This is a genomic window from Clostridioides sp. LIBA-6622 (genome assembly GCF_056716095.1).
In genome coordinates, this window is sequence record NZ_CP196998.1 from 1,476,425 (window position 1) to 1,500,318 (window position 23,894).

At 25.8% G+C, this 23,894-nt stretch carries 19 protein-coding genes and 1 riboswitch; of the genes, 11 read left to right on the forward strand and 8 right to left on the reverse strand.

Going from position 1 to position 23,894, the window contains the following annotated elements; all coding sequences use genetic code 11:
• Positions 1-336 precede the first annotated feature (336 nt).
• Entirely contained in the window at positions 337-2,070 is a 1,734-nt protein-coding gene (locus ACTG47_RS07085) for a sensor domain-containing diguanylate cyclase (RefSeq protein WP_479926614.1), read from the reverse strand.
• Positions 2,071-2,331: 261 nt separating this feature from the next.
• A complete protein-coding gene (locus ACTG47_RS07090) occupies positions 2,332-4,566 on the reverse strand; it encodes an EAL domain-containing protein (protein ID WP_479926615.1) in 2,235 nt (744 codons plus the stop codon).
• 767 nt (positions 4,567-5,333) lie between these two features.
• Between ACTG47_RS07090 and ACTG47_RS07095 the strand changes: the two genes are divergently transcribed.
• Positions 5,334-6,173: a MerR family transcriptional regulator gene (locus ACTG47_RS07095; protein WP_479926616.1), complete on the forward strand. Its 840-nt coding sequence runs from the start codon at positions 5,334-5,336 to the stop codon at positions 6,171-6,173.
• Complete coding sequence (locus ACTG47_RS07100) at positions 6,163-6,357, forward strand: hypothetical protein (protein ID WP_479926617.1); 195 nt, start codon at positions 6,163-6,165, stop codon at positions 6,355-6,357. Before ACTG47_RS07095 ends, ACTG47_RS07100 begins: the two co-directional genes overlap by 11 nt.
• A gap of 592 nt (positions 6,358-6,949) precedes the next feature.
• Here ACTG47_RS07100 and ACTG47_RS07105 read toward each other — a convergent pair.
• Positions 6,950-7,126 (reverse strand): hypothetical protein, encoded by a 177-nt coding sequence (locus ACTG47_RS07105; protein ID WP_479926618.1) that lies wholly within the window; start codon positions 7,124-7,126, stop codon positions 6,950-6,952.
• A 48-nt stretch (positions 7,127-7,174) separates the two neighbouring features.
• Positions 7,175-7,270, reverse strand: a riboswitch (cyclic di-GMP riboswitch).
• A 271-nt stretch (positions 7,271-7,541) separates the two neighbouring features.
• Between ACTG47_RS07105 and ACTG47_RS07110 the strand changes: the two genes are divergently transcribed.
• The gene (locus tag ACTG47_RS07110; RefSeq protein ID WP_479926619.1) at positions 7,542-8,336 is read left to right on the forward strand and encodes a MerR family transcriptional regulator; all 795 of its coding nucleotides are present in this window, start codon (positions 7,542-7,544) and stop codon (positions 8,334-8,336) included.
• Between the two features lie 58 nt (positions 8,337-8,394).
• On the forward strand, positions 8,395-9,540 hold the full coding sequence (locus ACTG47_RS07115) for an agmatine deiminase family protein (protein WP_479926620.1): 1,146 nt from the start codon (positions 8,395-8,397) through the stop codon (positions 9,538-9,540).
• Between the two features lie 224 nt (positions 9,541-9,764).
• Here the strand turns inward: ACTG47_RS07115 and ACTG47_RS07120 are convergent, their stop codons facing one another.
• The 3 genes from ACTG47_RS07120 to ACTG47_RS07130 form a co-directional block, all read right to left on the reverse strand.
• Positions 9,765-10,439, reverse strand: coding sequence for an MgtC/SapB family protein (locus ACTG47_RS07120; protein WP_169465421.1), 675 nt, complete (start codon positions 10,437-10,439; stop codon positions 9,765-9,767).
• 220 nt (positions 10,440-10,659) lie between these two features.
• The gene (locus ACTG47_RS07125) at positions 10,660-11,214 is read right to left on the reverse strand and encodes a cysteine hydrolase family protein (protein ID WP_479926621.1); all 555 of its coding nucleotides are present in this window, start codon (positions 11,212-11,214) and stop codon (positions 10,660-10,662) included.
• 77 nt (positions 11,215-11,291) lie between these two features.
• Positions 11,292-11,657, reverse strand: a complete 366-nt coding sequence (locus tag ACTG47_RS07130; RefSeq protein ID WP_479926622.1) for a winged helix-turn-helix transcriptional regulator — start codon at positions 11,655-11,657, stop codon at positions 11,292-11,294.
• Between the two features lie 229 nt (positions 11,658-11,886).
• On the opposite strand from ACTG47_RS07130, the gene ACTG47_RS07135 reads away from it, so the two are divergent.
• Positions 11,887-12,021, forward strand: a complete 135-nt coding sequence (locus tag ACTG47_RS07135) for a hypothetical protein (protein WP_285891496.1) — start codon at positions 11,887-11,889, stop codon at positions 12,019-12,021.
• Between the two features lie 197 nt (positions 12,022-12,218).
• Complete coding sequence (locus ACTG47_RS07140) at positions 12,219-13,004, forward strand: GNAT family N-acetyltransferase (protein ID WP_479926623.1); 786 nt, start codon at positions 12,219-12,221, stop codon at positions 13,002-13,004.
• Between the two features lie 96 nt (positions 13,005-13,100).
• On the opposite strand, the gene pdaA is transcribed toward ACTG47_RS07140, so the two are convergent.
• Complete coding sequence (pdaA, locus tag ACTG47_RS07145) at positions 13,101-13,925, reverse strand: delta-lactam-biosynthetic de-N-acetylase (RefSeq protein WP_169465413.1); 825 nt, start codon at positions 13,923-13,925, stop codon at positions 13,101-13,103.
• A 222-nt stretch (positions 13,926-14,147) separates the two neighbouring features.
• On the opposite strand from pdaA, the gene ACTG47_RS07150 reads away from it, so the two are divergent.
• A complete protein-coding gene (locus ACTG47_RS07150) occupies positions 14,148-17,267 on the forward strand; it encodes a helicase C-terminal domain-containing protein (RefSeq protein WP_479926624.1) in 3,120 nt (1,039 codons plus the stop codon).
• Between the two features lie 17 nt (positions 17,268-17,284).
• Positions 17,285-17,884 carry a ribonuclease H1 domain-containing protein gene (locus ACTG47_RS07155; RefSeq protein WP_479926625.1) on the forward strand — a complete coding sequence of 200 codons (600 nt, stop codon included), beginning with the start codon at positions 17,285-17,287 and terminating at the stop codon, positions 17,882-17,884.
• A gap of 205 nt (positions 17,885-18,089) precedes the next feature.
• Here ACTG47_RS07155 and ACTG47_RS07160 read toward each other — a convergent pair whose 3' ends face one another.
• Positions 18,090-20,180: a peroxiredoxin gene (locus ACTG47_RS07160; RefSeq protein WP_479926626.1), complete on the reverse strand. Its 2,091-nt coding sequence runs from the start codon at positions 20,178-20,180 to the stop codon at positions 18,090-18,092.
• A 265-nt stretch (positions 20,181-20,445) separates the two neighbouring features.
• Between ACTG47_RS07160 and ACTG47_RS07165 the strand changes: the two genes are divergently transcribed.
• From ACTG47_RS07165 to ACTG47_RS07175, 3 genes are all read left to right on the forward strand, one after another.
• Positions 20,446-20,694: a hypothetical protein gene (locus tag ACTG47_RS07165; RefSeq protein WP_479927071.1), complete on the forward strand. Its 249-nt coding sequence runs from the start codon at positions 20,446-20,448 to the stop codon at positions 20,692-20,694.
• Between the two features lie 165 nt (positions 20,695-20,859).
• A complete protein-coding gene (locus ACTG47_RS07170) occupies positions 20,860-22,251 on the forward strand; it encodes a UbiD family decarboxylase (RefSeq protein ID WP_479926627.1) in 1,392 nt (463 codons plus the stop codon).
• Positions 22,252-22,374: 123 nt separating this feature from the next.
• Positions 22,375-23,838 carry a VanW family protein gene (locus ACTG47_RS07175; RefSeq protein ID WP_479926628.1) on the forward strand — a complete coding sequence of 488 codons (1,464 nt, stop codon included), beginning with the start codon at positions 22,375-22,377 and terminating at the stop codon, positions 23,836-23,838.
• The last annotated feature ends 56 nt before the right edge of the window (positions 23,839-23,894 follow it).

Below are 23,894 nucleotides of genomic sequence, written 5' to 3' on the forward strand. Positions count from 1 at the left end.
ATCTAAAATAAATTGGATTTATGTTTTATGTAAAATTATTTTAAAAATCTATATAGAATTAATAGAAGTATTTAAATATAAAATTTAAAGAGAATTGTTATAGATTTTGAGGTACATATTTGTGATATAGGTTTGATTAGTATTTTAATTATAACAACTAAAAAATTTAAGAATAAATTATGAAAATTTTAAGATAATAGCATTAGAAACTATTAGATATTTTAGTTATATAAAATAATCATAAAGTATATGATTGTTTTTCAATAATATACTTTATGATTAATAATACCTAAGTTATAAGTTATTTTTAGGTAAAAATATAATATCATGATTTTATTATTCAGATATACTGTAACGATTTTTTCCATCTGCTTTTGATATATATAGAGCTTTATCAGCTTTAGAAAATAAATCTTTATACGATTTAATTGAATCATTTACAAAAGCAATACCAATGCTTAATGTTATTTTATGATTATCTTTTACTTTTATGTTACTGGTATCATTTAAAATATTATTAGTAGTTTTGATTACTAAATCATTTGTCAGTGATTTTATAAATATCATAAACTCATCTCCGCCAATTCGAGCTACTATATCTTTATCACAAGTGTTTTGTAGTAGTATTTTTGATACAGCAATTAAAACTTCATTACCCTCTAAATGTCCAAAAGTATCATTTACAGTTTTAAAATCATCAATATCAATAACTAATAGAGCATCACTAGTTTTTGTATCAAAATTACAGAAGTATTCTTGAATAAAGTTTTCTGATACCCTTTGATTGTATAGCTGTGTTAGTGGGTCACGTTGAGCTTGATTAATTAAAATTTCTAGTTTAGATTTATCTTCAGTTATATCTTTTAAAACACCAATTGTTTTGATAGGATTATGGTCACTATCATAGATAACTGAACATTGAACTCGAATCCATCTCCATTCATCTCTAATTAATGAGTCTAATTGTCGTATTTCAATTATTTCTCTAAGGTTTCCACGAAGTACCTCTAGTAATTTACCAATATCGTCAAGATGAATAATTGCTCCAGATTCTAGCAATTTAGAATAATTTTTTGTTTCAAAGTTCTCTAATTCAATTTTTTTATCGATTTCTACACGTTGATATTTTATAAAATTATCATTTTCAATGTCATATTCAAACATAATGTCTGTAATATTTTGTAAAGCAATACGATATCGCTCTCTTTCTAATTTTAGTTCAGATTCTATATTTTTTAGTTGAGTGATGTCAGTAATAATACTGTTAATTTTTGCGACTCCATCACTATTTAATGATTTCATTCCAGAATCTAATACCCACATTAATGTTCCATCTTTTTTGCGTATTCTATATTCAGTTGAATATGTAATTCCATTTGCAAAACATCTTTCGCAATCTTCTAGTGCTTTAGGTAAGTCTGGTGGATATACAGCTCCTACTGCTGAACCACCACTCATTTTGATAAACTCATCATAGGTATATCCTAATATCTTAGGCAATCCTTCATTAACATAGAAAAAGGAGTATGTATTATCGTCATTGCTACCTTTTAGCCCACCATTGATATTATTTGTAATCATTTCAATAACTTCTGTTTTTTCTTTTAATAATCTTTGTAAATAATCATAACTTTGTGTTCCAATTTTAGTGGGGAAGTATTCATCAATCTGCATTTCACCATAAGGATTTGATACATGCATGTGTTTTACTAGCAATCTTTCTCTATCTTCAATTATCTCAAATGTGCAACGCTGATTTACTTCTAAGACCATTTGTGCATTTTCTTTAGTACTAACAGTGTATTTTCCTAATACCATACATCTATTTTTATCTTCACTTACAATTTCAAATGTATCATTACTTATATCACAAGAAGGGACTTCATTTTGACCTGCATAAAAATAATTTTTTATTTCATTGAAAGAAGTGAGAAATTCTTGTTCTCCTGGTCCAATCCATGTGATATCTTTAGAAAGGTGTTTTAATATTTCATCAATATCTCGATTTACATAAAAGTTTGTTATAATATGTTTTGCAAATTTAGGAGCTTTTTTTAGGAGTATACTCATGATATTCCCCCTTTCTTTTTTATTATATATCTTAAGTATATTATACATTAATATACTTAAATTAAAAACGTTGTTGAAGTGTGATATTTTTATTAAGCAAGTTAATTTTAGTTAAAAAGCACTGAAGCAAGGTCTGCCTAAGTGATTAATACCAACATACTATATAAGTACATATTTATAATATAAAGTGTAAGTTTGGAAAAGAAAACTAATCTAAATTTATTTAAATATATTAATTTTTTCCAAATAAAGTACTTTGTGCTAGATTCCTGTTAGATTTTTTATTTTATTTATATCTATATACATACCTTGTGCAATAGCTCTTCCATCAATTGCAGATAGATTACATTGTGTGTACATAACTGTAACAATTTGGCCATCACGCTTTATAAATCTATACAAAAAAGGTTCAATTTTATTTGTATCAATCATTTCCAAACTCTTTTTATAAATAAAGTCTAAATCATCAGGATGAACAATTGCTCTTAAGTTACCACCCATCTCACCAAAAAATTGTTCTTTTGTATAACCTATAATATCAAACATTTCTTCATTCATATAAGTGATAGTCATATCGCCAAACAAATCATAACGAATTATACCTACAGGTAACATTGAATAAAATTGTGATAAAATCTTACTTTCATCAAGATGAGTATTTGCCATTTTAGGTATAGAATATGATTCAAACTCATTTATATAGCCAGCAGTCTTGATTAAATCCAGGTTTAATTTTTTTAAAAGTAATCTATTTTCTGAAATTATACAATTTGCGCTAAAGTAAAAATTACTATACTTTTGATATTCAGCAGATTCATCTGATAAAACAGCTTCTCCACTAATTAATAATAAATTTGAGTCAATATCATGTGGAGTTATACTTTTATAAAGAATAGAAAATTTTTTACCTTTAATATGTTTCTCAAAGTGTTCTATTATTTTAGAAAAAGATGTAATTTTTGTTTTGCTATAAAAGTCAGACCATTGAATGTCTTCCGTTACATTTGATTTTAGTTTTTTCATGTCTTGCATAATAAAAAATTCATCAAATATTTTTTCTACTAAGGATTTACCTATATCAGAATATTTTATAAACATTTCTTCTGAATTATTTTCTTTAGATAGTAGTTTTTCAAATTGTGCACACTCCATAGGTTTCGCATAATAATAACCTTGAGCAATATCACAATTTATACTTTTGATAAATTCTACATGTTGTTCTGTTTCAACACCTTCACATACTGTAAGCATTCCAAGAGCTCTTGCAATATTTATTATAGAGTATAAAATTGTTGCATTTTTAAAATCCTTTAAATTATGAGCTAAAAATATTCTATCAATTTTGATTATATCAAAAGGTAGATTTTGCAACATACCAAAAGATGAGTATCCAGAACCAAAATCGTCCATGGATACAGAAAAACCATAAGAACGAAGCTCGTTTAACTGTTGAATAATAGTGTTTGTATTTTCTAGTAATACATTTTCTGTGATTTCAATACTGAAATTTGATGTAGAAACACTATATTTTTCAGTAACGTTTTTTAGCATACTTGGAAAATTAGGATTAAAAAAATGAAGACGAGAAAAGTTACAACAAATTGGAACAAAAACATCATTGTTATCAATCCATCTTCTTATATTTTTGCAGTTTTCTTCAAATAAATATAAATCTAATTCTGTTATTAAACCAAATTGCTCAAATAAAGGTATAAACTTATCTGGAGTAAGAAGCCCTTTAATAGGATGTCTCCATCGTGCAAGAGCCTCACATCCAACTATAGTATTGTTTTTTATATTATAGAGTGGTTGATAAAATGCTTCAATTTGTTTAGTTTGTAAAGCATATGATATTTCGTATAAAAATTCTTTATCATTTTCTAATTTATTATAAAAATTATTATCTTTAAAATCAAATGGTATGTATCTATTTTTACCTTCTATTTTAGCCTTTTTTAAAGCACTATATACTTGATTGAAAATCACCAAAGTAGTCATATTTGGCTCACCATTCCAAAGAGTACTACCAATACTAAAAGTAACATTAGAATGAATTTCTTTTTCATTAGGAAGTTGTATTTTCAATTCTCTGGCATTTTTTATAAGAGTTGTTCCTATATTATCTAGCTCTTCATTTGATACATTAGGAATTACAATTAAAAATCCTTCTCCTTTTAGATGAGCAACTATTCCATTAGATTCTGGAATAAAGTGCAACAGTTTTTGAGTTAAGTTGATTAATAGATTTTCACCAACTAAATATCCATATATATCATTAAACAATCTAAAGTTATCGATATTTAATAACATGACGCCAATATGTATATCTTTTAAAATACAGTCATCAATATATTGGTATACAAACTCCCTATTTGGTATTTTAGAAAAAAAATCTATTTCATTTGGGACTTTAAATTTATAATTTCTATTGTCTAGTTCATTGGCTAATAGTTCTACCTTTTTATTTAACATTTTTATATAATCATAATTTTGCATGGTATTCCTCCATAAGATATTTGAAATTTTGATAATAATTGTATTTATGTTAAAAATATTTAAATGTTAATTTATAAATAATTTGAACAATCCATTTTAAATAAGTATTTCAAGCTTCTATGTACCAACTTACTTGTTATAATATTAAAAATAAAAAAATTTTTAGTCTAATAATAATTTTAGATAAAATTAGTCAATTCTTAAGTTTTAGCGTATAGAAATATTTCCTTTTTGAATGCAATTATATCATATTTTTTTATAAATGGATAGATTGTAAGCCATGCAATTAGCAACATAGAAATCATTATAGTTAAGTTCAACTTTAATGATTTTATAAATAATTAATTTATTTATAATTAGATTCCTATATATAATTTCATATTACATTAATAATTTCATATATATAATTTCAGTAGTTTGAATTAAGCTTACTCTTCTGTTTTCATCATACATTATAATTAATATTAATTTACTAAATTACTCAAATGATAATTTATAGAAATTTATTTTACCACAAAAAAATTGTAAAAAAAGGACATAATAGATGTAAACATAAAAAACGACAAATCTAAAAATATTGTTTAGAAAGGTTAAACTTAGAAATATTATAATAGGAAAATAAATAGATGTTAATGGCTGATTGTAGATGACTTATTTTCGTATCCTTGTTTTAGAAATAGTTTTAGTATATTCTAAAACTATAGTTATAGATAGAAATATGTTGCTTATAAAATAAAAATAGGATTATGGAGGATTTTACTGTATAAATGAAAGATTACTATAAAATAGGAGAGATATCTAAAATATATGGAATAGGAAGAGATTCATTAATGTATTATGAAGAAATAGGCATTCTAAAGCCAGTTAGAGATGTAAATGGATACAGAATGTATAACATATCAGATATATGGAAACTCAATTTAATAAAAGAGTTTAGAAGTTTGAACTTTCCAATGAAAAAAATAAAAGAATATTTAGATGATAGAAGTGTAGAGTCCACAAAGAATATTTTAAATGAAGAACTTGAGTTAATTGATAAAAAAATATTTGAACTTATAAGCCATAAGGAAAATATTATGAAAAGATTAGGTTCAATTGAAAGTGTAATTCAAAATACAAAAATAGATGAGATAGAGGTTGTATATATAGAAAAAAGAAAAGCTTTAGAATTAAATGCTGATATAAAAAGAGATGAGGATTTTGATTTTTTGATTCAAAAACTACAAAAAGAATATGAAGATAGGTTTAATATACTTGGAAATAATAATATTGGTTCTGCTTTTTCTACTGAGGCAATTCATAAAGGTATATTCAATGAGTTTAAATCTGTATTTTGTTTTTTAGAGAATAGTGAGGAAATATACAATATAGTTTTTGATGAGGGATATTATGTAACTTTAAATTACACTGGAAGTAATTCTAATAATAAAATGTATATGGAAAAGGTGTTTAAATTTATAAAAGAAAATAATTATAAAGTAATTGATGCGCCTATAGAAATATACAAGATAGATATACATGAGACTGGAATTGTAGATGAGTTTGTAACTGAAATTCAAGTACTTGTAACTAAATCGCTAGATTTCAACGAATTAGATGATAAATAAGAAGACTAAAAATAAACCTTCAAACAATGATACAACATCTGTAACTGTATATGCGAATGGAGGAAAATCTAAATCAAACAAATATCATTATTCTCCTACTGCACATAACATGGAAGTAGCAATTCCAATGAGTAGAGAAGAAGCAGAATCAAAAGGATATGTGGCTTGTAAAATTTGTTATTAAATAATATATAGATAGACTAGTGATTATCTAGTCTATTTTTACAATTAATAGTTTATGTAGTTTTTTGCAATAAATATGATTGAGTAGAATATTTATAGATTATAAGAAAGTAATTCTAAAACTGAACAATCACTTAATCAAAATATATCAGTAGTATGAACATAAAGAATGTATAAAAAATTACAAATATTAATAAATAGCATAAAACTATAGTAACAGCTATAACAATAAAACGAACGAAAGCTATCCTACTAAAACATAAGACAAGTTATGATTGTATTAGATATATACATTAACATACAACAAAGCACTCATATAAAATATCTCCTCCAGTAGATATTAGTGTATAGGAACTATTATAAGGCATACCTAACTCTTCCATATTACTTGTATACCTCATCAATAATTATCAAATTAATCTTATTATCTTTCAAAATATCTGTTGCAGTATCAATAATATTATCTAAGCCAAAGCTTCGAGTTATTTCCAGTTGCTTATCATGTACTACTCTTTTTAATAAATATATTTTTACTTAGTAGTTTATTAAATGTAGAAAAAACTAAAAAGGGTTCTCTAGAAAACAATATCTATCTAATTACACTTACTTACCAATATCATAACTTGATGAAGGCAAGATTCTACCACATTTTCTCCGTACTCTAGTATAAAATCATCTAATTGTGTATCTATAAAATCACAGTAATCATAGGAACTGCCAATATAAGCAGTTAATATATGTGTACACCTATCCATTTTTTCCATAAACATTTTACATCCCCCTAAAAAACTTTCACAAAAACAAAAAGAAAATATCTTTTTGGCAACTGGCTGACATAACCTATAAGAATTTTATAAGTCTTAGTCCCTATAGTTTTGCGTCACTAAATTTCTCTAGTTTTGCCGATTTAGTTTTATTCTACAACTACAATAATACATTAGAATAAGTTATTATTCAACATGCCTGTTTGAAAATTGAGAAATTTAACAATGTCTTAACAATATGAAATTTATTTCACTTTAAAAAAACAAAATAAATATATAAAATATATGGTAAAAAATTACCTGTATGAATTAGAATCAGAAGCTACTAATATTAATTTAAATTGTTTAAGTTTCATCTACAGTATATATATAATAGTAAAGTAATAAACTTCACAATCAATAAAATAAAGAAGGTGTTTATATGTATAAAATAGGTGAAGCTTCAAAAATAACTAAAATATCATCTAGAATGCTTAGATATTATGATAAAGAAAATATATTGAAACCTAGTCACATAGAAAACAATGGATATAGGTACTATACAGAAGGAGACCTTAATGTAATATCAAAAATAAAAAACTTAAGAAGATATGAATTTACTTATGAAGAAATAAAAGATATATTAGATAATAATAAATATGAAAATATAGAGATATATATCAATAAAATTGAAGAATTAACAAAAAAGGTAAATAAATATGGATATTTAATTTCAGAAATAGAAGAAAAGGTAAAATTTAAGGATACAATCATAAATAATTATGATATTAATATTTGTGAAAGACAATCAGTTAGTACCTTGTGCAAAAAAGCCATTATTAATTATGAAGAAATAGGAGAATTTATAGAATCTTGTTATAATACGATTTCAAAAAGTAAATCTAATAAAGTTGGATATTATTATGTAATGTTCTACAATAATGAAAATTTAGATGAAAATACATACGAAATAGAATATTATCAACCTATTGTAGATAATAAAAAGATAAATGGATTCAACAATAAGGTCATTGAAAGTGGAACATATGTAAGTACAATATGTTATGGAGATTATGAAAATTTAATTGATGCTTATAATACTTTGTATAAGTGGGTTAAAAACAATAATTTTAAAGTTAAAGGAAATTTTATTGAAAGATACTTTGTAGATTCATTATTAACTCCATTTAGCTATGAATTTATAACAGAAGTATCTATAAAAGTTTCAAAAGATTAGTTGACCTTGACATTATGATAACCTTTATACTTGAAATATAAAAATAGAGGAGGTTATTATGAATAAAAGAATTTTAATGTTGGGATTATCATTACCATTATTATTGATAATTAGAGGATTTACAAAAGGGTATGAAAGCGAAAATATAAATCAAAATAATCAGCAAAAGTATTATATGCCACTAGAAGATGAAGAACATGAAGGGACTTGGTTACAATGGCCTCATAGTTATACTTATGGCAAAGAATACCAAAATGGAATAGAAGATGTATGGTTAAAGATGACAAAGTCTTTAGTGAATGGTGAAAATGTTCATATAGTAGCTTATAATGATAATGAAAAAGATAGAATAGAAAATTTATTGAAAAAAGAAAATATTGATATGGGTTACATAGATTTTTATATTTATAAAACTGATGATGTTTGGATAAGAGATAATGGTCCTATATTTGTATATGATGAAAGCAATAAACTTGTAATATTAGATTGGGGATTTAATGGTTGGGGAAGAAAAGAGCCATATAGTAAATCAAATCAAATACCTAAAAATATAAGTGAAGACTTCGCAATTGAAAATATAAATTTAAATGAAGTAGTTTTAGAAGGTGGAGCAATAGAACTTGATGGTAATGGAACATTTTTAGCAACTAAAAGTTCTATAATAAATAAAAATAGAAATAAAAATTTAAGTCAAGGTGATATAGAGAAATATATAAGAAAATATTATGGAGCAGAAAAATTTATATGGTTAGATGGTGTGGCTGGAATAGATATAACAGATTTTCATATTGATGGATTTGCAAAATTTTATGATAAATCAACAATAATTACACTAAATGAAAAAGAATTGATAGATTGGGGATTAAGGCAAAAAGATATTAATATATTATTAAACTCAACAAATTCAAATGGAGAAAAGTATAATTATGTATATCTACCACTTACACAAAATAATGTTAGATTAAAAAATGGGAAAAACTTAACATATCAAGGTTCATATATGAATTTTTATATAGGTAATAAAGTTGTATTAGTTCCAAATTACAATGACCAAAATGATAAAGTTGCAAATAAGATTATACAAGATTTATATCCTGATAGAGAAGTAATAGGGATAGATATAAGAGAGTTGTATAAAGACGGTGGAATGATTCATTGTGTGACTCAACAACAGCCTATAGATATAGTTAAAAATAGAGAATAATAAATTGTGATATGAATTAATATTGACAGAGTATTTATGAAAAAAGGTCTTTTATAAATAAAAAGGAAATTAAATGAGTAAAAAAATTTTAAGAGTTTAGAAGAAAATGATTAATAAAAGACATATAATATTGTTTAACAAAGAAAAATGGAGTGGCAATTTTTGCCACCCATTTGCCACCACGTTTTCAATTCGGTGGCAAATTGTATCATTATATTTGTTTTTTATATTTCTAAAGTTTCTATAAGAGGATTATCACTAAATAATTTTAATAAATTTGTTTTTTTGTATCCTTTAGGTAACTTAGTATATATAATTACTTCTAACCAATCTCCATCAAGACGTTTAATGTTCATGTTTAAAATTTCAATATTAGATTTCTTAAATTTCTCCTCAATGTATTGTATTGAATCAGTGCTATTAGAAATTTTGAGAGAAACTTGTTCTGCAGTAGGGAGTTTCATCCATTTCCTATCTCTATGAAGTAATATCTGTACAATAACAATTATAATACTTGAAACAATACCTAATAAATATAGTCCAGAGCCAATAGCAAGCCCTGTACCTGCTGTTGCCCATATACCAGCAGCAGTAGTAAGTCCACTTACTGATTGATTTCTAATAAATATTAGTCCAGCTCCTAAGAAACCTATTCCACTAACAACTTGTGCCGCAACACGGGCTGGGTCTAGACCAATACCTGGAGTACCTACTATATCATTAAACCCATACTTAGAAACAATGATTATAAGTGCTGAACCTAATGCCACTATAAAATGAGTTCGTATTCCAGCTTCTTTTAGTCTATTTTTCCTTTCATATCCAATTAAAGCTCCACAGAAACCAGCAATAATGATTCTTGCTATATACTCAAATTGAATTAGTATATGATTATTCATTTGTCTAGCACCCCTTTCTATATAATATTATATATACTATAATACTACATTTTTTATGTGGATATAGTAAAGTTTAAAATTTATATAATAGTTATATATGAATATAAAATAGATAAGAGTATCTTATATATATAAAAATGGTAGAAAGTATCTAATTTTAAATGATTAAAGAGCATACTTAAATAAGTTAAGTTTGCTCTTTTTAATATTGTGAATATTTTTATTTATAACAATTAGATAAAAAAGTATCTGTATTTTTTATGTCTGCAAAACTCTTCTGTAATGATGCCATGAATACCTGATGGACAGTGTTTGCATGAATTTCTACATCGCCCCAAAATAAATTTTTTGTTGTACAAGCATCACCTATAAGGGTTATGTTGTACCCAAGTTTCTTTGCTGTTCTTATACTTGTATCAATGCACATATGACTCATCATACCACAAATCACCAACTTAGTTATATTTTTTTTCTCAAGTACAGCTTGTAGATTGGTCTGAAAAAAACTGTCTGGTGAATGTTTAATTATAATTTCTTCATTGTCCAGTGGAAAAACAGTTTCATTTATTTTTGAACCATAAGTGTGAGGCAGAAAGAAAGAAGCTGTTTTATCTGTTGCTATATGCTGTACATGAATAACTGGTAAGTTATTTTTTCTAAAGAACGACAGTATTTTCTTTGCATTTTCAGCAGCTTTTTTTGATTCAAATAATTCACATTTTCCATTTTTAAAATAATCATTCTGAATATCAATTAGTATTAAAGCGATAGACATGTCAATACCCCCTATATATTCCTATTATAATATTCATATAAAAAATGTAAATTACTTACTTTTTGGTATGTACAAAACTATTTATTATAACAAATTCCTTTACTATCTAGAATCTCTTGTTGACCATTCTCAAGCATATACTCTATACCTATTTCTTGCATTATTTCCACCGCTTTTAACATTTTTTTACCACGGTCAGTAAGAAAATATTCAACATGTAGTGGATAACCAGATGAACTTATTTTATCAATAATACCAAATTCATGCAGTTCTTTTAATTGTTGAATTAACATTTTTTGATTTATTCCATAAATACTATGTTCTAATTCAGAAAATGTCTTATTAGATTGTCTCAATTCAAATACAAGGATAGTTTTCCATTTTCCTTTGATTATGTCATGTACAATTTCAAGAGGACATGTGTATTCATCCCTTATTTTCATAATATATCACCCCCATAAAATGATAATAAATTATATCACTTGTCCTATGATATGACAAATATATATGAATTGTATGTAAAGTTTATGGTTTATTAAGTTCTAAAATTCTTCTAGTGTAGTTCACATTTAATACACAAATAATTAGTAAGATATAAGTAAATAAACATATAAAATGGCTATAGAAATTTAACCTTAAAATAATTTATGATAATTTAGAGGAGGAAAATATATGAATATATCAAGAAAAGCTATGAAAATAATAGAATTGGCACAAAGAATTGCAACTAAGAAAGGAATATCAGTGGAAGAAGCCTGGAATGAAGCGATAACAGAATATAAAAATAAATATGAACACATTGCATAGGCATTGAAAAAATGTAGCTCAATTAAAATATAAAATGACATAGAATATTTTAATTGTATATTTTTACAAGAAATTAATTGGCTTACAATTCTAAATTATTTTTGAAAAATTAAGAATATTTGGTGGAATATAATGAATTTAAATGATACTATAAATTATAAGGTATATCATTATTAATGCAAAAGGAGGATATATACTTGATTGTAAAAATAGATAATACTTTAGAAAAAGAATTTTGGCAATATGTATCACATGAAGAAAGTTTAAACTTATTCATAATTGGATATGTTGAAAACTATGGATTTAACTCCTACTCTCAAGATATATGGTCTCAAATGAAAGGAGGAAATATAACTTCTATAATATTAAAGAATAAGTCAACACTTATAATTTATAGTCTAAAAAATGATTTTGAGATAGAAGAGATGAAGCATCATATAAAAGATTTGGATGTAGAAAGTATAAGTGGAAAAAAGTGTGTAATAGATAGACTAATAAGTGAATATAAAGATTTTTATAAAAAACTAGATAATAAATTTTGTATATTAAAGGAAATAAAAGAAATTGATTTCCCTAGCATGAAGGAGCATAAAATAGAAAAGGCTCAGGAAAAAGATATTGATGATATAGGGAAACTTTTAAACAACTCAGATTATAAAGTAAGTAAAAATTACATAGAAGAAAGAAAAGAACATCTAAAAGAAGGAAATGTAAGAGCATATTTTATTAAAAATGATGATACTATGATTAGTACTGCATCTACTGGAATGGAAACTAGTTTTTTGGCAATGGTAGTATCTGTTGGTACAGATAAAGCATATAGAGGAAAGGGATTTGCAAGTTATATAGTTTATAACTTAAGTAAAGAATTATTGTTAGAAGGAAAAGTCCCATGCCTTTTTTATAATAATGATATAGCAGGTAAAATATATCAAAATATAGGATATAAAGAGATAAATGAATGGACAATTCTTTTTAAATAAATATAAAAAAATAAAAAACTCCATCAAGGATTAAAGTATTTATAAACAGTTTTATTTTACTCTAATTCATGGTGGAGTTTTGTTTAAATTAAAACATTATTTTTTATTACTTAAATAATCAAGTGTTTTAAGTTTATAACCTTCTTTTTCCCAATGTGTTAGTACTTCATCCAATATTTCAGTATTTGTTGAAGAATTTGGATGTAATAGAACTATTGCACCAGGATGTGTTCTTGAATAAATTTTATTTTTAGCAAACTCATGAGTAGGCTGTTTCTTTTCATACCAATCTACATAAGCAAAACTCCAAAATATAGATTTATATCCTAAATCTTTTGTGTATTTTAAAGACTGTTCACTAAATTTACCCATTGGTGGTCTAAAGTATTTAGGCATTTCTTTCCCAGTAACATCCTTGTATGCTTTTTCTACACTTGTAATTTCTTCTTTGAAATTTTCAAAGTCTGTAATACCTGCCATTGATGGATGACTTTTTGAATGATTACAAACTAAATGACCTTCTTTTTCCATACGTTTTATTAAATCTGGATTGCTTTTTATATAACTTTCAACTACGAAAAACTGTGCTTTAGCGTTGTGTTTTTTTAGTGTATCTAATAGCTTTGGAGTATTACCACTTTCATATCCAGCATCAAATGATAGATATATAACTTTTTCATTAGGATTTCCTACATAGTAAGAATCATATTTTTTAAAAAAATCTGCTTCTTTTATAGGAGATGGCTGTTTACCATCTTCTCTAGGATTAAAATACCAATCATATTCATGTGTATCAAGTGTTGGACTAGAAATTTGAGTTTTTGTCTTATCTAATGATTTAAAGTTTATACTAGCTATTCCCAAAAGTATTAGAGCAAATGTTCCTATCATAATGTATTTTTTTAGGCTATCTTTTTTCACAATTTCACCTCTTATTTAAAATTTCAAGTGTATTTCTTACAATATAGTTTGAATATTTATAGATAAAAATATTCATATATACAGATAATAAATTAAAGAAATTTGTTGTAAGATATATAAAATTAATATTAATTATATTAAATAAAGTACATATAAATGATAAAATATAAAGAGCAATTATTGTAGATAAGTTATACATGTTTAACTTGAAGGGATATAAAAATGGATAATATAATAAGTATGTTGAATAATGTTGTTTTTTTAGATATAGAAATTAGTGGATTAGATTATTTAAATTCGGAAATTTTAGAAGTTGGAGTTGTTAAGGTTAAAGATTGGAAGATAGATACATATCAATCATTAATAAAAAATAATTATGATATACCTATAGAAGTATTTTCACTATGCAGTAATTTAAATAAAAGTGATTTAGAAATAGCTTGTGATATAGAAAAAGTAGAAGATAAACTTATAAATTTTGTAGAAGATAGTTTGATTATATGTCATGATTTAAGTTTGAAAAGAAAGTTTTTTGAACATCATATGCCAAAGTTAAAAAATAAATTTATTGATTTAATTGAACTAGCAGTTATTTTAGAACCATATCATAAAGAGTATAGTTTGGAGTATTTAAAAAATAATTTGACTGCTTGTGACTCTAAAGTAAAAAATAGAGCTTTATCAGATGCAATTGATATTATAAACATTTTAAATTGTCTTCTAGTAAGGTTTAATGATTATGAAAAAATTACTCTAGAACCATTGAGCTTTAAAATAAATTCTTATCTTAAGAAGTTTAATCTTTCAACATGGGAATGGAGTGAATTTTTAGAAGAGGCAAACTATGATTTATCAAACAATATAAAGATTAAAAAAGAATATAAGAAATTTAACTCAAAAGAAGAGAAGAAAAAAGAAAAGGAAACCTTAAAGATTTTAAACGAAGAGACGAATAATTATGAAGAATTATTAAAATACAAAACTATATGGGAGAATAAAGAAGGATTTACATATGAGTATAGACCAGGTCAGCATGAGCTTACTAAAACGATAAGAGAGTTGTTTAGAAATAATGAATATGAAGAAAAAATTGCATGTATAGAAGCCCCAACTGGTATAGGTAAAAGTGTAGGATATTTATTGCCTGCGATATTAGAAGCTAAAATTAATAAGAAAAGATTGTTAATTTCTACTGATACAAAGGAATTACAGATACAATTAATAAATAAAGACATTCCAAATGTGTTAGACTCTTTAGGGCTAAATGGAAAAGTAAGTTATGGGTATATAAAAGGGAAAAATAACTATATTTGTATAGATAGACTGGAAGCATATATAGCAGATTATGATTCTCAAGAACCTACTAAGGAAGAAATATTATCTTTGATATTTTTAGAGAGATTAGTTGAAGGTGGTAAACATGGAGATATAGAAGAAATAAATTATTGGGTGTTGGATAATTTCAAGGAAATAAATGTTCACTTAAGGAATATAAGTTGTGACCCAAATATGTGTAGACCCAAAAAGTGTAAAAAGGATTGCCTATACAAGAATAGAACAGAAGAATTGAAAGAAGAACATATAACAGTAGTAAACCATTCTTTATTAGCTAAATGGCCATATAAAGATGAAAAACCTCTAGAAAATATAATAGTAGATGAAGCACATAATTTGACTGAAAAAGGGTATGATTTCTTTTCAAGTATTATAAATTCAAAGTCTTTTAGATATTTATTGCAAGAAATCTATCCATATGAATTTATTCAAAATAGTAGCTTCATATATAAAAAATATAGTAAAAATATGAGAAAAATAAAGGCTTTTGATAAGTTTTATCATGTATTAAAAATTGAAAGAAAAGATAAACAAAAAATTGCTAGGAGTATAAATCTTATTCTTGACGAGATAGATTCAATATTGAACTTTGGTAATTGCAGTGAATATAATAGTGTAAGTAATTATAATTTAAGATGGGAATTAAATCTGCAAATAGATGAAATTGTGGGAAAACTAAAAAAAGACGGTATAGATAATGAAATAAGTTATAGATTGTATAGTGAAAAGATAAAATCAAGTTGTGAAAAAATAATAAAAAATTTAGTTGCAATAATAATAACAATTTATAGGAATATTGATGATGATAGTATAGATAAAGAAACTGATATATATAAATTTGGAAAAGCAAAAGCGAGGGACTTAGAGGATATAAAGATTATATTTGAAATATTTTTAGAATATGATGAAAAGGATGATTATGCAAGGATAGTTGAAATTGATAAGAATTATAATGATTTTGAATTTAGAGTAGTTCCATTAAAAATAGCAGATTTATTTGAAGAAAATATCTTATCTCAATTAGAAAAAGGTATATTTTTATCTGCAACCTTGAGCTTATCTGAAAATATGTCTTATTTTAAAAATACATTAGGAATAGATAGAGTTAAGAATGTAGAAAAAATTATAGAACCAATTTTTGATTATAAAAATATGGTGTCTGTAGTTACATTTTCTGATATATGTGAGTACAGAAATACTGAATTCCCAAATGAAATGAGTAAGATTATATCTAATATATCACAAATTACAGAAGGTCATACATTGGCTCTTTTTAATAGTAAAGATAGACAAGAAAAAACTTATGAAATATTGAAAAGTTATTTACATGGTTTTAATTTAGAAATTTATGCTGATAAAAAAGGGATTAGGTATCTTAATGATTTGAATCGAAAGTGTGTTGTACTTGGTTCAAAAGGATGTTTTGAAGGGGTAGATATTCCAGGAGATGGTCTGGTTTGTGTAACTTTAGACAAACTTCCCAATCTAAATCCAAAAGACCCATTGTATTTTACTATAATGAAGAAGTATAATATAGACTATTACACTATAAATTATCCACAAATGACAATCAAGGTAAAGCAAGCTATGGGGAGAATTCTAAGAAGCAAATATGATTATGGATGTTTTGCTATTTTTGATGCAGGAACCAATATAAGTGTGCTAAAGAGGTTAGAAAAAGATTTGCATGGTTGTAAAATTTCTAAGATGAACAGTAATGAATTTTATACCTATATAAAGCACCATTTAAATAAATCTAGAAGTTTAATCCTAAAATCTGTTATATTTGATACTGTAAAAGCGTTAAATGTTGATGCTAGAATAGATAAGAATGATGCTGACAAAGATATCATAAGAAATGATATAAATGAAAATATAAGACAAAGAGCTGTAAAAGGGGAAGTGTATTATATAGATATTATAAATAAAGATATGAAAGTAAAGTATTTTGATAGGAACTATCTGATAAATTTAGATATATTTATGAGAGAAGAACATAAAAACTAAGGGTGGGAGTGATATATTTGGCAAAACAAAAGTTTTATGCTGTAAAAAAAGGTAAAAATATAGGTGTATATAATACATGGGATGAATGCAAAAAACAGGTAAATGGATTTTCAGGAGCTGAGTATAAGAGTTTTCCTACTTTACAAGAAGCAAAAGAATATATTTATGGTTCAGAAAAATCAAGCTTTAAAGAAAATGAAGAATTTATAGAAGCATATGTAGATGGAAGCTATGAACATTCAATAAAAATGTATGGTTCAGGTGTTGTAATTTTAAAAAATAATGAAGTTATAAAAACATATAGTGAAGAAGGAAAAGAGGAAACTCTTGTAGGAATGAGAAATGTAGCTGGAGAAATAGAAGCTTCTAAAATTGCAATGCAATACTGTATTGAGAATAATATTCAAAATTTGATTTTATATTTTGATTATGAAGGTATTGAAAAGTGGTGTACTGGAGTTTGGAAAACAAATAAAGAAGGAACTATAGCATATAAAAATTTCTATGATAGTGTTAAAACTAAACTTAATGTAAAATTTATAAAAGTCAAAGCACATTCTGGAAACCAATATAATGAGGAAGCTGATAAATTGGCTAAAAAGGCTATTGGTATATAATAAAAGATTATTGATATATAGTAAGATGTTATAAGAGTTATATTTAAACACTTAACTTACAATTAAAAAAGCAGGATTGTATTATTAGAAAATAAGTACCTAATTTATAAAGAACTAATTAGTATTATTAATTAGATAAAATTTATTTAATATAATACAATCTGCTTTTTCATATAACAAAACTATAAAATTTTCTTACATTATATTAGAATTGACCATAAATACCTTCGAGTTCATCTTTTAACACCTCAGGGTCGTTTATACCAATGGACATAGTTCTAGCCAATATATTTGCTTGGTCATAAGTTGATGTCCATGAAAATACACCACCTAGACAATTTCTAAGGACATATTGAGTTTTTAAGAATATAGATAAAGAATCATCATAAGACATTGCGAACTCTCCATCCTTAACTAAATATGGAACTTGAGCAACATTATCAAATCTGTATTCATACCCATTTTTATTTATATAATCTCTTCTAAGTTCATCATAAGTTCTTGTTATAGTAGCACCTAATCTTCCGTAAAATGGTATGCCAAGAAGTATTTTTTCAGAAGGCATTCCAGCATTTTCAAGATTTCTTACCATTGCATCAACACTATACCCTGGTAAAGATAAATCAGAATCAAAAAGATTTGCTTGATGTTTTCTACCATTTGGACCTGTTTCACCTGCTGTAAAATCATAACTCATAAGATTAAAATAATCTATTATTGGAGCTATTTTATCTATTTCAGCACTTGAATTTATATACCCTCTATCTCCTGTTCCGGCGACACTAAGCCATTTTTCATCTCCTATAACATCTCTTATGGCTGTTAATAAAAGAGTAAAGTTTTCTCTATCCTCAGGTCTTGATACTATTCCAGATGCACTACTTCCAGGATATTCCCAATCTATATCAACTCCGTCTAAAGCATATTCATTTATCATTTGATTAACCTGTCTTGCAAAATTATATCTGGATGTAGGAGTTAATGCCGCATCAGAGAATCCTTCAGCTCCCCAACCTCCTATAGCCACAATTACTTTTAAGCTAGGTTTTTCAGCTTTAAGTGCAAGTAATTGATTTAAAAATCTAGGATAAGGAATAAATAAATTACCAGATTGGTCTATTTCTGCAAAAGCAAAGATAACTGCATCTAATAGTTGCGCATCTACATTAGTTGGGTTACCAAGGACATATTCTGCCACAATTGGATTTATATCTGGACAATTTGCATTTTCAACTATTGGATTATATGGGTCTGTTATTTGTGGTCTAACTAATTTTTTTGAATCCTTCAAAGTCTTCATAGCTATTTTTTTAGTATTTTTTTCACTAGTATAATCATAGTTTTTATAATTTTGTTTATAGAAATCTTCATAACTACTATCTTCCTTATCATAGTTATAATTCGTTGCATCACAAGATTTATCTTTAAGTTTATTTTGCTTAGAGTTACAAGTTTTATTAGTATTTTTAGTGTGCTTTTGTTCACAGTTACAATCTTCTTTAATATCATTACTGTGTTCTTCTTTACAGTCATGGGTTTTGTTCATATAGTCAGTATTTTTGTGTTCACAATCACCTTTGTTTTCAATGTTTTTAGTATGTTCTGTATTCCAGCTACAAGTATTATCAATTTTCTTGTTTAAGTCTTCATCATTATAATTATCTGGTACAAAACATAAGTACCAGTCCATGCAGGAATATTTCTTATTACAGCTATTAACCCTGTTTTTTAATTCTTTATAGTTTTTAGGATATGGCAAAATCACTGGCATACCAGGGAACCAGTTTGCAGGTGTAACTATGTTGTCTCTATCACTAGTTTGAAGAGCATCTACTATTCTAAGTATTTCTGGAATATTTCTTCCTGTAGTAAGTGGATAATAAAGAATCGTTCTTAAAATTTGATTATTATCTATAATAAATACAGAACGAACAGTTGATGTATCACTCATTGGTTTTGATATCATACCATATAATTTTGCAATTCTCATATCTCTATCTTCTATAATAGGAAATGGAATTTCTACACCTGTAAGTAAAGAGATATTATACATCCACGCTAGATGAGAACTGTTACTATCAACGCTTAGACCAATTAATTCTGTATTTCTCTTTTTGAACTCGTCATAATATTTAGCAAAGCACAAAAATTCTGTAGTACAAACTGGTGTAAAATCACCAGGATGTGAAAATAAAACAATCCAATTACCTTTATAATTAGAAAGTCTAATAGGGCCGTTTGTTGTATTGGCCTTAAAATCAGGAGCCTTTGATCCTAAACTTGGCAAATTTGGCATGTAAATCACCCCTCAATAAATTATCATTTATTTTATTCTATTAATTAATACAGATTAGTGTTACTACTTTATTAAAAATTAACGAATCCTAATGTCAAAAAAAGATATTTATTAAAAATATTTAATATTTTCCTAATATAAATGGCAATAGTAATTGCTATTTTTTTACTAATTTGGTATAGTAATGGATAAGGGGTAGTGTCAATATTAGTGATTATATGAGGTGATTGGATTGAAAAAAATTCTGAGAATTTTAGTTATCTCCATGATGATATGTTTTGCAATGACTTTTGCATTAGTATTAATAAATTCAGTTATGGGAGTACATATAGGATTGGATTATTACTTTTTGATGGGTAGTATAGTTACAGTTTGTTTAACAACTGGAATTGTTTTATGCAATGCTAGAAAAATATTTGATGATAAAACTGTACATAAAACAAGAATGAAAAATGTCAGCGCTAATAAAAAACAAAAAAGTCATTCTAGGGATATAAAGAGAAAGATATCTTAATTTATGTAAAGGAAATATTTATGTATAAAATAATGATTGATAGGTAAAATAAAAACACGATTTAACTTGTGTTTTTATTTTTTTTCAGGAATTATGATATAATAACCAATAAGAAATTTAGTTTACCATAGAATATAAATATTGCTAAATGGAGAGGGAACCATAATGAATTTTAGAGATTTATTTGAGAAAACTGTAGATTTTATTGATGAAAAAAGAAAGTCTATAGTTGCAGTTTCATTATCAGCATTAGGCGTAATTGTTTTAATGATAGTATTTTTCTTAAGTAGTAATGAATTTAGTGTAGGAAATGAAGCTAATGAGTTGTTGAAAATTATAGATAAAAGACAATATTCTATAGCTGTTGATTACTATGCGAGTATAGAAAAAAAGTTTTCTGATTCAAAGATGGAAAGATTCAATAAGTCTGTTTCTAAAAAAATAAATAAATTGTTATTAAATAGTGGTGATAAATATTTAGATGGAGATATAAGTCAAGAAAGTTTTATTGGATTAATAAATACAGTAAAAGAGCTAAATAAAATAAATATAGATGTGGATGATTTGTTAACTCAGGCAGATAGAGTTAAGGAAATGTATAAGGAAGAGAATACTACTTATGATGTTGCCATTAACTACATAAATACTGTTTCAATATTAAATGGAGTGGGTAGTAATTTAGATGTATACAAACAGAATATAGAAACAATTAAGGAATCTAGGGATGTTTATGATTCAGCAGTTAAAGACCAAAAAGTATATAAATATTATGAAGCTATTGAAAAGTATAATAAAGTATTAAAAGAAGATGATAAGTATTATAATATGGCTCAAAATGCTAAAAAACAATGTGTTGAGGAAATGTATGATTATTATATAAGTAGAGCTGAAGAGGCAAATACTTCTGGAGATTATGAAAGAGCATTACAGTATATAGAGTATTTAAAAGAAGACTATTCAGATGATGAAAAAGTGCAAAGTTTAGAAAAAGAATATAAAAAGAATTTATCATTGTATACTTTAACATCTGATGACATCATAAATGTAATAGCTAAAAAAAGTGGCAAGGATAAATCAAATCTATCTATAAATTCACTTCCACAAATGATAAAAAATAATAAATATTATTATGCTGAAGTATACGAGTATGACAAATTAATAAATGAGGTTTTGGTAAATGCAAAAACTAAAGATTTATATTCATATAAAGATGGTAAAAAAGATTACAAAGTAGAATATGGAGATGGATATTTTAGGATATTAGAGGATGGAAGCTATCAATTTGGTATTACTAAAGATAAAGCTAAATTTGTGTTAACTAATACTCTTGATGAAAAAGAAAATAAATATAAAAAAGCTGAAATATTAGATATAGAGAAAGCTGACAGATATGTAAAGAGTAAAAAAACATTAGAAGAATTATTCGGGAAGTATAAAAATATTTATTATTATGCCGTAGTAAACAAAGGATTATTTAAAGGTAAAGAGGTTTATGCTATTAATATTTACAATGAAAAAATATATGCCATATTAGAAAAGGGACTAAATGAATATTAATTAATTATATTGATAATGTTAAATTATTATATAATTAAAAAGTTTTTAGGTTTTTAAGGCAGATTATGTAGTAATATAATAGTAGGTGTATATAAATAATTTTATTGTAAGGAGAAGTATGGGATGAGTAATGTGAACAAAAAGCTAGTTATAGCCATTGGAGCTGTAGCATTAGTAGTCATAATTTTTATAGGCGTAATGTGTATGCAATTTAACGGGGAGAAAATAGCAAAAAACACATATGTTAATGGAGTAAACATTGGCAAATTGACTAAAGCACAAGCAAAACAGGAGTTAAGTAAAAAATACAAATTAGAAAATGTTGAGTTTATCTACAATGATAAAAATTGGAAAGTTAAAAGCAAAGATTTAAATTTATCTGCAGATTTGGATAAAACAGTAGAAAATGCATATAATTTAAATAGAAAGAATGGTTTCTTTGGGAATCTATCAAAAACTATTTCAGCAAATTTTGGGAAGAAAAACGACTTAGTAGTAGTGACAAATTATGATAAAAATAAGCTAAAATCGGAAATGGAAAAGATAGCTAAAGAAATAGATGTAGCAGTAAAAGATGCGACACTAGATATAAGCGGTGAAAAAGTAAAAGTTGTACCAGACTCTGATGGACTTAAAATGGATATTTCTAAGAGTATGGAGAGCTTTGATAATCAAACTAAAAAAGGCAATTATAAGAATAAGTTAGTAGTAAAAGCTACTCCAGCAAAGATAAAAAAAGAGCAACTTGCTAATATAGACACAAATTTAGGCAAGTATTCAACGACATTTAAGACTTCTCAAGTAAATAGAAGTATAAACATAAAATTAGCAACAGATAACATAAGTAATGTATTACTTATGCCAGGAGAAACTTTTTCATTTAACAAACATACAGGTAAGAGAAGTAAAGAAAATGGATATAAGAGTGCACCTGTAATAATGGAAGGTGAGATGGAAGAAGACTATGGTGGAGGAGTTTGTCAAGTTTCGTCAACATTATATAATTCTGTGTTATATGCAGGATTAGAAATTGTTAATGTAAAAAATCACACAATACCATCAAGTTATGTTCCAAAAGGAAGAGATGCAACTGTTGCAGATAGTGGAATAGATTTCTTATTTAAAAATAATCTAAAGCATCCAGTTTACATAAAAAATTACGTTTCAGGGAATCAAATTGTTTGCAATATATATGGAAGTGCAGAAGACAAACAAAATATAACAATATCAACAAAATTAGATGGCGTTTCACAAACTACAATGAAAAGAGTTAATGACTCTACAATGCCTAAAGGCAAAGAAAAAGTGGAAAAGAGTGGAAGAAATTCATACTCTGTATCAACATATAGAACATTTAATGATGCTAATGGTAAGAAAATTAAAACTGAAAAAATAGCTAATTCATATTATCCTAAGAAGGAAGGTATTATATTAGTTGGAACTATGGAACCAAAACCAGAAGAAAAGCCGAAGACAGATGAAAATAAAAATAATCAAAACTCAAATAATCAAAATAATCAACAAAAACCAGAAACACCACCAACTGATAATAAGCCTAATGAGACACAACCACAACCGCAAGCTTAAAGTTCTCAAGAATAGGATTTATGTAGAGTATTAAAAAATATAAATCTAAATAGGAG

Excerpts from the sequence above, each read along its gene's own strand:
- ACTG47_RS07100 (WP_479926617.1), top strand. The coding sequence starts at position 6,163 with ATGATAAATAAGAAGACTAAAAATAAACCTTCAAACAATGATACAACA.
- ACTG47_RS07170 (WP_479926627.1), top strand. The coding sequence starts at position 20,860 with ATGAATTTTAGAGATTTATTTGAGAAAACTGTAGATTTTATTGATGAA.
- ACTG47_RS07175 (WP_479926628.1), top strand. The coding sequence starts at position 22,375 with ATGAGTAATGTGAACAAAAAGCTAGTTATAGCCATTGGAGCTGTAGCA.
- ACTG47_RS07130 (WP_479926622.1), bottom strand. The coding sequence starts at position 11,657 with ATGAAAATAAGGGATGAATACACATGTCCTCTTGAAATTGTACATGAC.
- ACTG47_RS07120 (WP_169465421.1), bottom strand. The coding sequence starts at position 10,439 with ATGAATAATCATATACTAATTCAATTTGAGTATATAGCAAGAATCATT.
- ACTG47_RS07090 (WP_479926615.1), bottom strand. The coding sequence starts at position 4,566 with ATGCAAAATTATGATTATATAAAAATGTTAAATAAAAAGGTAGAACTA.
- ACTG47_RS07125 (WP_479926621.1), bottom strand. The coding sequence starts at position 11,214 with ATGTCTATCGCTTTAATACTAATTGATATTCAGAATGATTATTTTAAA.
- ACTG47_RS07165 (WP_479927071.1), top strand. The coding sequence starts at position 20,446 with ATGATGATATGTTTTGCAATGACTTTTGCATTAGTATTAATAAATTCA.
- ACTG47_RS07095 (WP_479926616.1), top strand. The coding sequence starts at position 5,334 with ATGAAAGATTACTATAAAATAGGAGAGATATCTAAAATATATGGAATA.
- ACTG47_RS07115 (WP_479926620.1), top strand. The coding sequence starts at position 8,395 with ATGAATAAAAGAATTTTAATGTTGGGATTATCATTACCATTATTATTG.
- ACTG47_RS07110 (WP_479926619.1), top strand. The coding sequence starts at position 7,542 with ATGTATAAAATAGGTGAAGCTTCAAAAATAACTAAAATATCATCTAGA.
- ACTG47_RS07085 (WP_479926614.1), bottom strand. The coding sequence starts at position 2,070 with ATGAGTATACTCCTAAAAAAAGCTCCTAAATTTGCAAAACATATTATA.
- ACTG47_RS07135 (WP_285891496.1), top strand. The coding sequence starts at position 11,887 with ATGAATATATCAAGAAAAGCTATGAAAATAATAGAATTGGCACAAAGA.
- ACTG47_RS07105 (WP_479926618.1), bottom strand. The coding sequence starts at position 7,126 with ATGTTTATGGAAAAAATGGATAGGTGTACACATATATTAACTGCTTAT.
- ACTG47_RS07150 (WP_479926624.1), top strand. The coding sequence starts at position 14,148 with ATGGATAATATAATAAGTATGTTGAATAATGTTGTTTTTTTAGATATA.
- ACTG47_RS07160 (WP_479926626.1), bottom strand. The coding sequence starts at position 20,180 with ATGCCAAATTTGCCAAGTTTAGGATCAAAGGCTCCTGATTTTAAGGCC.